This is a genomic window from Paraglaciecola sp. MB-3u-78 (assembly GCF_002835935.1).
In the GTDB taxonomy this organism is placed as follows: Bacteria; Pseudomonadota; Gammaproteobacteria; order Enterobacterales; family Alteromonadaceae; genus Paraglaciecola.
This window is the reverse complement of the sequence record NZ_PJCF01000001.1, coordinates 34,557-48,184: the sequence shown is the minus strand read 5'-3', so window position 1 is coordinate 48,184 and position 13,628 is coordinate 34,557. Positions and strand designations below refer to the sequence as shown.

General features: G+C 40.0%; 10 protein-coding genes and 1 pseudogene. 10 read left to right on the top strand and 1 reads right to left on the bottom strand.

The window, feature by feature from the left end; translation table 11 throughout:
• Positions 1-286: 286 nt before the first annotated feature.
• The 9 genes and pseudogenes from CXF95_RS00210 to CXF95_RS00175 all read left to right on the top strand — a co-directional run bounded on the left by CXF95_RS00210 (position 287) and on the right by CXF95_RS00175 (position 11,155).
• Positions 287-2,200, top strand: a complete 1,914-nt coding sequence (locus tag CXF95_RS00210) for a S9 family peptidase (protein ID WP_232787546.1) — start codon at positions 287-289, stop codon at positions 2,198-2,200.
• Between the two features lie 213 nt (positions 2,201-2,413).
• The gene (locus CXF95_RS30205; protein WP_232787545.1) at positions 2,414-3,514 is read left to right on the top strand and encodes a GGDEF domain-containing protein; all 1,101 of its coding nucleotides are present in this window, start codon (positions 2,414-2,416) and stop codon (positions 3,512-3,514) included.
• Positions 3,515-3,738: 224 nt separating this feature from the next.
• The gene (locus CXF95_RS29385; protein WP_157828019.1) at positions 3,739-4,095 is read left to right on the top strand and encodes a PilZ domain-containing protein; all 357 of its coding nucleotides are present in this window, start codon (positions 3,739-3,741) and stop codon (positions 4,093-4,095) included.
• Between the two features lie 91 nt (positions 4,096-4,186).
• Positions 4,187-6,343, top strand: coding sequence for an EAL domain-containing protein (locus CXF95_RS00195; protein WP_101196838.1), 2,157 nt, complete (start codon positions 4,187-4,189; stop codon positions 6,341-6,343).
• A gap of 355 nt (positions 6,344-6,698) precedes the next feature.
• Positions 6,699-7,460, top strand: a complete 762-nt coding sequence (locus CXF95_RS00190) for a thermostable hemolysin (protein ID WP_101196837.1) — start codon at positions 6,699-6,701, stop codon at positions 7,458-7,460.
• Positions 7,457-8,422: pseudogene (locus CXF95_RS30200) on the top strand (AMP-binding protein); the annotation flags it as partial. The gene CXF95_RS00190 and the pseudogene CXF95_RS30200, both read left to right, overlap by 4 nt.
• Positions 8,423-8,944: 522 nt before the next feature.
• Complete coding sequence (locus CXF95_RS30195) at positions 8,945-9,616, top strand: TenA family transcriptional regulator (RefSeq protein WP_232787579.1); 672 nt, start codon at positions 8,945-8,947, stop codon at positions 9,614-9,616.
• Positions 9,617-9,618: 2 nt separating this feature from the next.
• On the top strand, positions 9,619-10,443 hold the full coding sequence (locus CXF95_RS00180; protein ID WP_157828018.1) for an SDR family oxidoreductase: 825 nt from the start codon (positions 9,619-9,621) through the stop codon (positions 10,441-10,443).
• Positions 10,444-10,474: 31 nt separating this feature from the next.
• The gene (locus tag CXF95_RS00175; protein WP_101196834.1) at positions 10,475-11,155 is read left to right on the top strand and encodes a hypothetical protein; all 681 of its coding nucleotides are present in this window, start codon (positions 10,475-10,477) and stop codon (positions 11,153-11,155) included.
• An 81-nt stretch (positions 11,156-11,236) separates the two neighbouring features.
• On the opposite strand, the gene CXF95_RS00170 is transcribed toward CXF95_RS00175, so the two are convergent.
• The gene (locus tag CXF95_RS00170; protein WP_101196833.1) at positions 11,237-12,538 is read right to left on the bottom strand and encodes a M20/M25/M40 family metallo-hydrolase; all 1,302 of its coding nucleotides are present in this window, start codon (positions 12,536-12,538) and stop codon (positions 11,237-11,239) included.
• 280 nt (positions 12,539-12,818) lie between these two features.
• Here CXF95_RS00170 and CXF95_RS00165 point away from each other — a divergent pair, with 280 nt between their 5' ends.
• Complete coding sequence (locus CXF95_RS00165; RefSeq protein ID WP_101196832.1) at positions 12,819-13,586, top strand: alpha/beta fold hydrolase; 768 nt, start codon at positions 12,819-12,821, stop codon at positions 13,584-13,586.
• The last annotated feature ends 42 nt before the right edge of the window (positions 13,587-13,628 follow it).

The window sequence follows — 13,628 nt, the reverse complement described above, 5'->3', positions numbered from 1 at the left end:
AATCTTTGAAACTGTGTTAATACCAAGGGATTCTGTCTAGGGTTCACCTAGTCATCACTGCACTTAATGAGAATTTATCTTCTTGCAGCCACTTGAGCAAAAAAGTGTCAGCAAGTGACTGCATTATCCGGACTATTAGACATACTTATGCATAATCTTTACACTGATTGTTAACAATAAAATAAATGGTTCCCTAACAATGAATGCAAAAATATTCATAATTTCAATTTTGTTAGTTCTTACTATTTATTTGATTTTTAAACCAAATACTGAGGCACCAGAATCAATGAGTCACACCACAGCCGCTTACGGAACTTGGTCATCACCCATCACTGCCGCAAGTATTTTTGAAGCATCAGATAACGTTTCGTATCTTATGGTTGCGAACAATCAACTCTATTTTGTGGAGTCAAAAGCATCTGCAAATGGCAAGAATATACTTTTCAAACTGAATCAAAAAAATACCGCCGTGCAGCTAACGTCAAACGAAGTCAGTGTTAGGTCCCGCGTCCATGAATATGGGGGACGTCCTTTTTTAGTTGATGGGGACGACATTTATTATTCTCAATTCAGCGACCAAAAATTATACCGCCTCTCGAAAAATAGCCCTCCTGAAGCTATCACTAGTAAGGGGCTGCGTTATATGGAATGTATTCTAGATCAAAAAAATAACCGACTTATTTGTGTCAGAGAGGATCATCGAGGCATCGGAGAACCCATTAATACCCTTGTGGCGATTAATTTAAGCGAAGTCAATGATGAAACCATATTATTCGAAGGTACGGATTTTGTCAGTGCTCCGCATTTATCACCCGATGGAAAATCAGTCGCTTTTATAACCTGGTCGCATCCGAACATGCCATGGGATGATACACAATTACGGGTGATAAACTTTAGGGAAAATGCTTCAGTCGAACGAGTTGTTGAAATACCACAGAGTGGCAATGTGTCGATAAAACAACCGCACTATTCTAAAGATGGCACCCTTTATTTTATCGCCGACTTTGAAAACTGGTGGACCCTATATCGGATTGACAAACTGTCTGAGCAACAGAACAAGCCACAAAAAGTGCTGGATAAAAATATTGAAATTAACAGTTATGGTATCGAAGATAACGATTACGCCATTATTGCCTACTCACAGGAGGGGCTTGATCACATAGCGCGGGTTAACTTAACTACAGGTGAAATGACCAATATTGGGGATGCATTTTCATCGGCAGATTCAATTTCAGTGGCAAATGATACTGTTTATTTCAGAGCATCAACACCTAGTTCAGGTAACGCTATATACCAGTTAACAGCTAATCATTATGAAAAAATTTATCAACCCAGCGGACCCGTCATAGCCAAACATTTACTTTCTGTACCCCAGCCAATTGAGTTTCCTACTGGTATCAATGAAATCGCTTATGGTTTCTATTATCCTCCCCAAAATAATGATTATTCGGGGGCAAAAAATACCCTACCTCCACTTATCGTTAAAGTTCATGGAGGACCTGTGGGTGCTACCGATTCAAGTCTACAACCAGGGATTCAATTTTGGACCAGTCGAGGATTTGCAGTTTTTGATGTCAACCATAGAGGCAGCACTGGATATGGTAGAACGTTCAGGAAAAAACTCTATCCTAATTGGGGAATAGTCGATGTTGAAGACGCATCCAATGGGGTTAAATGGCTTGCTGCTGAAGGTTTTATAGATGGGGATAAAGTTGCCATTCGAGGCGGCAGTGCTGGTGGATATACCACGTTGGCAGCTTTAGCGTTTCAAACGGTATTTAAAGCCGGTACCAGCTATTATGGGATCAGCGATTTAGGCATTTTAGCAGGCGACACTCACAAGTTTGAATCGCGATATCTGGATCAACTCATTGGCCCCTATCCTGAGATGAAAAGCGTTTACGATCAACGTTCACCTATTAACAGTGTTGAAAATATAACGGCTCCCTTGCTTTTATTCCAGGGCTTGGACGATAAGGTGGTTCCTCCTAATCAATCTGAATTAATATTTAACGCTCTAAAAGATAATTGTATTGATACCGCTTACATCACCTTTGAAGGTGAAGGACATGGCTTTAGACAGCCAGCAAATAATATCAAAGCACTGAATTCAGAGCTCAGTTTCTATGGTCAGGTTTTTGGCTTTGTGCCAGCGGGCAATATTGAAGCTGTGCAATTGATCAAGTGTCAGAGTAAATAATGTGGAACTTAATTATTGGCAGATATTGGCGCTGCTACTGATTAAAATCTTATTATCAGTGGCTTGATAAATCGACTAAATATAATGCTAGGATTGAGAAAATGATTAGTAATTTATAATTAATCTGAGTAATCTAAAACAGCACTTGAAGAACGTGTAAGTGGTGAGTTTCCCGCCTTTGATTTTTCTGGAGCGCAGTAGGGCTAACCCAAAATGATAGAAAGTATAAAAGCTGGTTTCACAATAGATAAAGAGATCAAAAAAGACCCTTTTTTGTATCGCAGAATTATTATGACTGCTGCTTTACTTATCTTTACCACTATTACTTTTGGTGTATTTGTTTTTATTAATTTTGATGATGATAACTACATTTTACCCCTTGTAAACTTTATTATCTCCATCTGTGCGGCGCTCGCGCTGTATTCACTGATTGTCAAAAAAAGTTTTAATTTTTCTGCTTATTTTGCCACCATTTTTCTCTTCACTTTCTTGGTCATTTTTTCATATTTCGCTAGAAACGAAAGTTTTGCACTCGTTTGGACTCTTTGTTATCCATTATTTGTTATTCCTATATTAGGAACACGCAAAGGCATGATAATGGTTGTTCTTTTTTACTTAGCAATCATACCAATGGCTTATCTAGGAATAGGTGAATGGGACTACGGCTTTTGGAATTTAAAAGGATTTGTAAGATTTACAATCGCCTCTTTAGCTATAGTGTATGCCTCCTATTTTTTTGAAGTATCAGCAAATTCAGCCTATAAGACAATTCAAGAAATAAGAGAAAAAGAAAAGCTCCATCTGCTGGAATTAGAAAAATTGTCTGTCACTGACCAACTTACCGGTTTACGTAATAGACGATACTTTGATGATAACTTCGCAATCGAACATCAAAAAATCAAACGTTATAACAACAAATTATGCTTAATTTTGATCGACATTGATCACTTTAAACGAATTAACGATGAATATGGACATCAGGTGGGGGATATTGTACTAAAGGAGTTTTCAGAATTATTATCCAAAAATATCCGGGCAACTGATCTTTTATCCCGCTGGGGCGGGGAAGAGTTCATTATTCTATTACCCGAAACATCCTTAGAAAATTCTATGGGTATTGCTGAGAAAATACACACTGTTATTAATGAATATTCTTTTTCTAATATAGGGGATCTTACTGCAAGTTTTGGTGTATCTAAAGTTGATCCTAATTCAAAATCGAATATTGAATCGTTTTATCAAGTCGACACAGCACTCTATCAAGCAAAAAATCAAGGCCGTAATAGAGTTGTTGCTTATGAAAATAAAACTTGAACAATTCTATTTAATTTTGAACCGTCATTTTTACTTCATGATTGCATCCCGAATATAGCCTATTGCGAATTAGATAGGCGGTAATAATTTTTATCCTCCTCTTATTCTAAATTGATTCAAGTCAATTTTATCTATAGAAATACTCCTATACTGATCTTAGTTAATAGATAATCAATACTGAAAGAAAAAGCTAATATCTTCTAAATTTAACAGCAGGAGTTGAAGTGTCTCTTCATCATCGTACTTATACTCGAATACCCTTAGCTTTAGATGTCCAGCTTCAATTTAAGGGGGCAAATTTAGGGCACGCCTTTACACGAAATATTAATACTTTTGGCGCTTTTATAGAATTACCCGAGCCTGAACTGGTAACTAATGACTTCATTAAAATCTATTTCACCCACAAAGATAAAGGCCAGGCTTGTGTCGAACAAAAAGGCTTGGTTATGCATTGCAACAAAGAAGGTGTGGGTATCATATTTGCTTCCGACACTGCAGAATTTCGTACAATGTTGGATCAGGAAATGAACCATGCGGGCACCACACCAATGAGTATTCGACTTGGGGATTTAGCCCGCTAAATTATTAATGTCTAGTGCTTATTCTTCCTGCATAGGTCTATTTTATGAGCATAATTGCTATCAATATAAATGAATACTCTGGAAGTACTTTATGTCAAAACCAATCAAGGATTCCAGTGCCAATGGGGCTGAGTCAAAGCTGCCAGATGCTGAGAGTTTTTTTATTCAGTCCGCAATTGACGCATTTTCGCCTAGTGTTTGTATATTAAACAAAGCGGGTGACATCTTGTTGGTTAATCAGGCATGGCGAAATTTTTACGACAAAAACTGTGCTTCACCCTTATCCAGTCATTATTTTATTGGCGACAATTATTTTCAAGTTTGCAGTCAATCTCAAGGCTCTGACGCTTATGATGCTAAACCTTTAGTTGCAGGGGCTTTGCAGGTCATTCAAGGCGAGATTGATGAGTTCACCATGGAATACCCCTGTCATAGTCCTACCCAAAAGCGTTGGTTTAAAGTTCGTGTTACACATTTTAAAAATGATAACGAACATCTGATGTTATCTCACGAAAATATTACAGATTTAAAAGTAGCAGAAGAAAAATTTAGTCTGCCTACCGAAGTGTTTAATCATGCCCACGAGGGCATTATGATTACTGATCCGTCTGGCATCATCATTGATGTTAATGAAAATTTTACCCATATAACCGGCTATAGCAGAGAAGAATCGGTCGGTCAAAACCCGCGGTTTTTGACGTCAGGCAGGCAATCCCCTGATTTTTATATAGACATGTGGAATGAAATAATCAGAAATGGTTATTGGATTGGCGAAATCTGGAATCGCCGAAAAACGGGTGAAGTCTATGCTGAAATTGAGACCATTAGTAGTGTCTGTGATTCAGAGGGGAAAATACAAAACTTCGTTGCTTTGTTCTCTGACATCACCAGTATAAAAAACTATCAAAGTCAATTAGAACGGATTGCTCATTATGATGCATTGACTCAGCTACCCAATCGAACATTACTGTCAGACAGACTCGCTCAGACATTACTGCAATGTCAGCGCAATAAAAAATCAGTAGCCATAGTATTTCTAGATTTAGATGGGTTTAAAGCGGTGAATGATACCCATGGTCATGGTGTCGGTGACAGATTGCTAATCACTATGTCAAATCGTATGAAAGAGACCCTGCGAGAAGGGGACACTTTAGCACGTTTTGGAGGAGATGAATTTGTCGCAGTGTTAGCCGATTTAGATAAAGTTCAAAGTTGTAAACCTCTATTAGAACGCCTGCTACTAGCCGCTTCTGCTCCCGTATTTGTCGATGATCTTATGCTTAATGTCACTGCGAGTATTGGGGTGACTATCTTTCCTGAAGATAACGTTAATGCTGATTTGCTTTTACGTCATGCAGATCAGGCTATGTATGTAGCAAAAAAAATGGGTAAAAATTGCTACCACCTATTCGATGTAACACAAGATATCGCTTTAAAAGCTCATACTGAAAGTCTCGAAGCTGTGTGCTTCGCATTAACTCATCACCAGTTTGTAGTGTTTTACCAACCAATAGTGGATATGAAGCTGGGCAAGGTTATTGGCGTAGAAGCGTTGTTACGCTGGCAACATCCAGATCGTGGCTTATTATTACCCGTTGAAATTCCAGTTTTGATTGAAGATAACCCTTTATCGATAGAACTGGAAGAATGGGTTCTTAATTCAGTATTGGCACAAATCAAGGAATGGCGAAGCATAGCACTGGACCTGCACGTGAGTGTGAATATCAGCGCATTACAATTGCAGCAGAAAACCTTTTTGAGCAGGCTAGCAGAGATCATGTCTTCCCACCCTGACGTGGATCCAAATGATTTAGAGCTGGAAGTAAGTGAAACGGCTGCGTTTAATGATTTAGAACAAGTTACTGGTGTGATACAGGAGTGTCTTGATATGGGAGTTCAGTTTGCTTTAGATCATTTTGGTGCCGGCTACTCATCCCTGACCTATCTGAGGATCCTACCTGTCACTACACTTAAAATTGAACAGGTATTTATCGCAAAAATGTTAACTGACCCAAGCGATCGAGCTACAGTCGAAGGGGTTATCGGCCTGTCTAAAGCCTTCAAATGCAAAGTGATTGCACAAGGAGTAGAAACCAGTGAACAAGGAAAAATATTATTAGAAATGGGCTGTCACTTAGCCCAAGGTTATGCCATAGCTAAGCCTATGCCTGCGAGTGATATCCCAATCTGGATCAAAAACTGGAAGCCCGATGCTCGTTGGTCATCGTTAAGTGACTCAACTAGATAAACGTATGTCGAATATAGCTGGGATGATTGCATCGACGTATTGCGTGATTGCTCAAACCCGTCCGTTAAACTTAATAACTTCTATGTGCGCGCAGCCTCTAGGATCTCTGTGGTCCAGATATTTTAATTATCAAAATTAAGTAGCCATGCACAACGGAAGCAGGTAACACAAGGATAAAAAGTGAAGTGTTTAACTTTTTTAGTTATTCGTCACTTATTGTGATTCCTAAGAACCTACCATCATTGTTCACTCTTGAAGCAATTCACCATCCAATATTTTCAATGTCTTTTTAAACCTTAAGTTTATTTTAAGGCTTGACCTTTATTATTTTGTCAGAAAGTAACAAAAGGTCTTAATGATGCAATTCATGATGCAAGCAGAACAAACAACATTAGTCAGTGACTACAAAGTGACTATGCCTTTTACTGGACAACGTTTACTTAAGGTGCACCATATTCGTCAATTGACACCTTTAACTCATTCAAAGTATGGATTTTCCCTCGATGTTTATCAAAAAAGTGATGCTGGACGTTTAGCCGCAGAGCAGTTTATCAAAGCAGGCTTTGCATCGACTTATGGTGCAGACATTGATATTAGTATGCCTTATGTTTTAGCCATTAATAATGGCAAATTTAAGGCTGCTTTGGGGATCAGAGCCGCAACCAACACCTTATTTATTGAACAGTATCTAGCTCAACCTATCGAACATTACGTTTCGCAAAAATATGCAACGGTAACTCGTGAGCTTATTGCTGAAATTGGTCATCTTTATAGCAATTCAAACAAGTTTACTATTCCACTGTTTCTTACCACTGCCGTTTCATTGTTTTGTAACGGCTATGAGCATATGGCATTTGCGGGTACTGATCATGTCGTTAAATTAATTGGCAAAGCAGGTATTGAGTGTCACCACATTGCCCCTGCGGATAAAAACAAATTACTAGGGGCATCACAAAAATGGGGTTCTTACTACGAAACAAACCCTCAAGTTGTCTTTGTTTCTCTGGCCAGTGTAATGAAGGTAGTACATAAGTCACCGCACTTTAAGCAGATGTTTGAGCAACTCGCATCCAAAATTGCACTGACTACCAGCAAGCTTAAAAGGTCATTAAAATGAGTGACTTGATACAACAATTTTCAAATATCCCCCAAGGGCTTGAGCATCAAGTTGCCATTGAAACGTCGGATAGCAGTATGACTTATGCTGACTTAGCAGTGCGAGTTAAAACATTATCCTTATGGTTGAAAGAGCAAAAAGTCACCTCAGTCGCTTTGCATGCAGACAATTCCATTGATTGGATCGTTGTTGATTTGGCATGCCAAATGGCACAGCTGATTTTTACGCCTATTCCATTGTTTTTCACTCAAACCCAATATGACCAATTGCTGTTTTCGGTGAAACCAAACATTCTTTTCAGTCAACAAAAAATCAATTTTGGTGAGTCAGTTGAATGTGAACCAGTCACCCTTAGTACTTACAAATTAGTGCAAGATACTAAATTGAAGGCACCCAAAGGAACGGCCAAAATCACTTATACATCAGGCTCAACGGGCACTCCTAAAGGAGTCTGTTTAAGCATCAAAAATCAAATGGCAGTGGCCAATGCACTGGTTGCCAGTATTGGTTTACAGAATCCCCGGCATTTGTGTTTGTTACCCCTGCCAACCTTGCTTGAAAACATCGCTGGCGTGTATTGCCCAATGTTAGCTTCTGGCACGGTGGTGCTAGCGAGTGATACAGAACGTGGATTTGAAGGTAGCCGATTAGTTAATCCCCATGAACTGTTAAGTTGCATCAGTAAAACTCAGCCAAACACCTTGATTTTGGTGCCAGAATTACTTCAGGTATTGGTAATGGCGACTAAGAATAACTGGCAACCACCAGCGTCACTTAAATTTATTGCTGTGGGTGGTAGCCGAGTCTCAGCCTCATTGTTGGCAGATGCCAGAAGTATAGGTTTACCTGTTTATCAAGGTTATGGGTTATCGGAATGCAGTTCTGTTGTGTGTATCAATACGCCCCATAACGATGACGTATTAAGTGCAGGAACAGTATTGGAGCACTTAAAAGCAGAAGTCATTAATGACGAGTTAGTCATAACCGGTAATGCCTTTTTAGGGTATTTGGAGGACGCTAACTCTTGGTACAAAACCCAGGTTTTTACTGGGGATATCGCCACTATCGAAAATAATAAAATTTACATTCAAGGTCGTAATAAGAACACCATCATCAATTCTTTCGGGCGGAATATTTCTCCTGAATGGATTGAATCTGAATTACAGGCGACAGGCTTATTTTTGCAGTCTGTTGTGCTGGGTGATAGTCGACCTTTTTGTATGGCGATTTTAGTGCCCATATCAGAGCAAATTACCGAAGCTGTTATTCATGACACTATCAATAAAATGAATAGTCAGTTACCCGATTATGCACAAATTAAGGCCAATATAATCCTGACTCAAGCCATGGGTTTTGAAGACGGATTGTATACCGCCAACATGCGTCCGAGACGTGAACAAATTAATCAACATTACCAAGCAAAAATTGCTGCGATTTACGCTAATCACAGCAAATTTGTAGTGGTGAAAGAAGGAAAAAATACCATGAGCTTATATCAAAGACTTTTAAACGAAACGACCACTGAACGTGATTATTTGTTGTCGTCTCCGATCATTAAACGCTGCTTTTCTGGGGATATTGAAACTGCTGACTATGTGGCATTTTTAAGCCAAGCTTATCATCACGTTAAACATACCGTGCCTTTGTTAATGTCGGTGGGCAGTCGTTTACCTGAAAGCAAAGAATGGTTACGTGAAGCAGTGGCTGAATATATTGAAGAAGAATTAGGTCATCAAGAATGGGTACTAAACGACATTGCAAGCTGTGGTTACGACAAAGAAGAGGTACGCGCAACTTCGCCTTCAATGGCCACTGAGTTGATGGTTGCATACGCCTATGACATGGTTAATAGAGTCAACCCTCTTGGATTTTTCGGGATGGTGCACGTCTTGGAGGGCACAAGTATTGCGATGGCCGATAACGCAGCCAGCAATATTAAAGAGGCTTTAGGTTTACCTAAAAAAGCGTTCAGCTATTTGGTATCTCACGGCTCATTAGATATCGAACATGTAAAGTTTTTTGAATCCTTAATGAACAAAATCGATTGTCCAAAAGAGCAAGCACTCATTATTCAAAGTGCCAAACGTTTTTACGTGTTGTACGGCAACATCTTTAGAAGCCTAGAAGTGTCTGCTAGCCAAATGCAGGCGGCATAACTTTGGAACCTCTAAAGAATACTAAGACTTGCTTAGTCACTGGTGCATCAGGTGGTATCGGCGGTGCGATTGCCAAAATTCTTTGTGAAAATGGCTACAAAGTTTTTATCCAAGGGCGTAATCGGGAGAAACTTGCACAGCTTCAACTCACAATGCTCGGAAACTGTGAAATTTTGATGGGTGATTTAAACAAATCAGAAGATCGTGCGCAGATCCTTGACCTCGCTTTTGCCAATCAACCTATCGATGTATTGGTTAATGCCGCAGGCTTATCTAGCTTTGTGGCATTTGAAGCGTCTAAGCCAGAATTTATCAATGATTTGATGCAGACCAACTTGATAACACCCATGTTGTTTACTCAGGCGTTTCTGGCCAAGTCTGCGTTGAGCACTGAGCATCACTCTGATCAAGGGCCAATTAACGTTATTCAGGTTGGTTCGGCCTTTGGTTATATTGGTTATCCTGGTTTTAGTAGTTATTGTGCTTCCAAGTTCGGTTTGCGTGGCTTTACTGAGACCCTTGCTCGTGAATATGCTGATACCAATATTCGTTTTGGATATTTTGCACCCCGTGCAACCCATACCAATATAAACCCTGCAAGTGTCGACGATATGAATACCGCCCTTGGTAACGCGGTAGATAGTGTTGATAGCGTCGCTAAAGCCTTTATGATTTTTCTAAATAGTAAGAAACGAGAGCAGGTAGTCGGTTGGCCTGAAAAACTGTTTGCTCGAATAAACGGATGTATTCCAAAATTAGTCGACAACGCCATCCAGTCTAAGCTTTTAATTATTAAACGTTATTTAAAACAGTCATCACAAGCATGATTGTTTATTTTACTTTAAAGAGGATATTCCTATGACATTTACTCAATCATTCAGCAAATTTGGTGCGGTAGTTTTATTGACTGCGTCTTCGTTAGCTGCAACATCTTTTACTACCTTTGCTGCAGAAAATTTTAATACACAGCTACTTAACCTGCAACAACACTGGGTTCAAGTCAATTATCAACTTGTTGATGATGCTCAAGAAGATGGATTCGAAAATCTTGTTACACAAGCCCAAGCTTTAGTGGCAGAAAATCCCGAAAATGCGAACGGACTAGTCTGGTTGGGGATTATAGAGTCTAGCTATGCAGGGGCGAAAGGCGGTATAGGGGCTTTATCTTTAGCTAAAAAGGCGAAAAAAGCCCTTGAAGAATCGATGAAAATTGATGATTCAGCCCTGAATGGTTCCGCTTATACCAGTCTGGGCACGCTTTATCACAAAGTACCTGGCTGGCCACTTGGTTTCGGTGATGACGATACTGCCAAAGAAATGCTAGAAAAAGCGATGTTAATCAATCCAAATGGCATTGATTCAAACTACTTTTATGGTGAGTTTTTATTTGACGAAAAAGAATATACAAAAGCAAAGAAACACTTAATGCTGGCTCTTCAAGCACCTGCGCGACAAGAAAGACCTCTCGCAGATGAATTTAGGCGTGTTGAAATTAATCAATTAATGGCTAAAGTGGATAAAAAAATTAAAAGAAATTAAGAATGCCAATTGGCAGTTGTTGTGGCTCCTACAACTGCCAATTTAAAATGTGGGAATTTTTTTTGCTATATAAATTCTAAATTATTGAGACAAACGATAAATGAGTATCGCCGTTTTTTGCATGTTTTTGACGAAACTCGACATATCCGCCACTTCATCTTTAGTGTGGCCACCACTGCCCATTAAGCCCAAACCATCGAGTGACATATCCACATGAGAAGCGGCGAAAGAAATATCGGCTGCCCCCGCGTTACGAGGGTTTACTGCCACAATTGCTCCGTAACCCAAATCCTCACTCACTTGGCTATATAATGCCAGTAAATCCAAATTCCCAAGGGTTTGCGCCATTGGCGGATAACCGGGTTGAAATTCCAAAACGGCTGAGGTATGTCGTAGATTTTGCGAGACAATTTTTTGCATTATCACTTTAGCCCGTTCCAATTGCTCTGGGCTTGCTGCGCGGATCCCACCTTTAACCAAGGTATCTTTTGCAATCACATTGGTTTTACCAAATGCACTGTAATTTGATTTATCACCTTGCTGTGTGACTCTGGTTCCACCGGCTATCACACCCGGATTAAAGGACAGCAACTTTTCATGCTGCAGCTGAACACGAAATTCATTGAGAATACGTGCTGTCTCAAAAATTGCTCCGTCACCGTTTTCATCTGTGAAAATTTGTGATGAATGTGCAGGTTTACCTTTGACCGTCAGTGCCCAATTTACAGAGCCCCGACGTGAGGTAACAGCGGTGGCAACATTGCCATCTCCATCTTCAAAACCTAAAGCAATATCAGCCCAAATCGCGGCGTCGATGATGGCTTGTTTTGACAGTGATAATGGACTACCACTTGATTCCTCATCACCTGTCATCACTACCATAATATTTAATTGTTGCAACAAACCTTGCTTTTGCAGTGCTTGCAAGGCCGCTAACATGATGACATTACCGCCTTTCATGTCAGTAATGCCTGGCCCAGCCATACGTTCGTTAGCAAGCTCAGTGATAGTTTGAAAATCATCATCCTTAGCAAATACCGTATCCAAATGCCCGATCAATAATATCTTTGTAGCATCTGGATGACTGGTTGATTCATAAGTCGCAATCAAATGTCCTGCTCGGCCGAATTGATTGCCATCAAGCCATTGTGTAGTAAATCCCAGAGCATCGTATTTTTGTTGCAACAGCATACCCACTTGTTCAACACCGGCAAAATTCATGGTACCGCTGTTAATGTTGACCAACTGTTTAAGTAAAACCGTTGACTCGTCGAGCTGGGTATCAACATGTTGGATTATTTGCTGCTCTACGTCCTGATTGGCAGCAACATATGTAGAGCATAAACTACATAAAAGAAGTAATAGTGAGGATTTGTGCAACATATTAGAATGTTCTCGGTCGGAAATATTTAATCAAAATATTACGCTAGCTAGCGCCAATATGCATCCCTATGTATATATCATTGGCATTCATTTCTTTTGTAGTCAGTTACACGTCATTCGCAAAGTCAGTTTTGCTGCATCATTGTCGCTCCAGTCAAGTCGGTCGCTTATTGCTTAGAGCAGGGATCGCGTTTTTCATTGATTATACTTCTTCACCTGATATTTCTGCTTTACAATCAATGTTCTAAACTCAATGCTGTGCTATTTATCTGGAAGTCTTATGTGTTTGTCGTATCAACAAAGTAATAAAACGCTGATAGCTAACGGCGTAGAATTTCACTATTCCCTTGACGGTGAAGTCTCCAAACCGGTGTTGGCTTTGGTTAATATGGCCAGTGTTAATTTAACCGCTTGGGAACCCGTTCTCACCACTTTGTTGAAGTCATATCGCATTTTACGGTTTGATATTCGCGGAACGGGGAAAAGTGGATGGGGTGAAGAAAATGCGTTTACTTTCTCTCAGTATGCAGACGATTTAGCCGCGATTATGGATGTGTTACAGATCCCCAAAGCCTTTGTACTTGGTGTTGCTTATGGGGCTAGAACTGCGGCTCAGTTTGCATTGCGTCATGAAACAAAGTTGACGGCATTAGGTTTATTTGACGTGGCCTTGACGCCTCCGGTCGAGCAGTCACAACAAAAGGCCTTAGCTGCACAAGCCAGAGGATTATTAGATGCAGCAGGGGAAATTGAGATCGTGCCTAAAAAATCATGGCGGTTTTACGAAAATAGAGACGCCGCGTTGAATGCACATACGGCCCATCAACATGAACCCGATACGTCTGAACTGTTAGGTAATCTTAAGGTGCCGGTGCTTGTTGCATGTGGTCGACAAGATATGAATTTAAATGCAGCGCAACGCATCGCAAACGCTATTCCTGGTGGCAGGTTTGAACTTATGGAAATGACAGGGCATGGTTCGCCTTTTTATCGCCCTGAACTTTTTGCCAACATTGTGAATAACTTTAAGTACGAATTAATGCTTTGATTTTTGGTCTACCTTTATGTGTAGCCCTAGATGTTAGCGGGT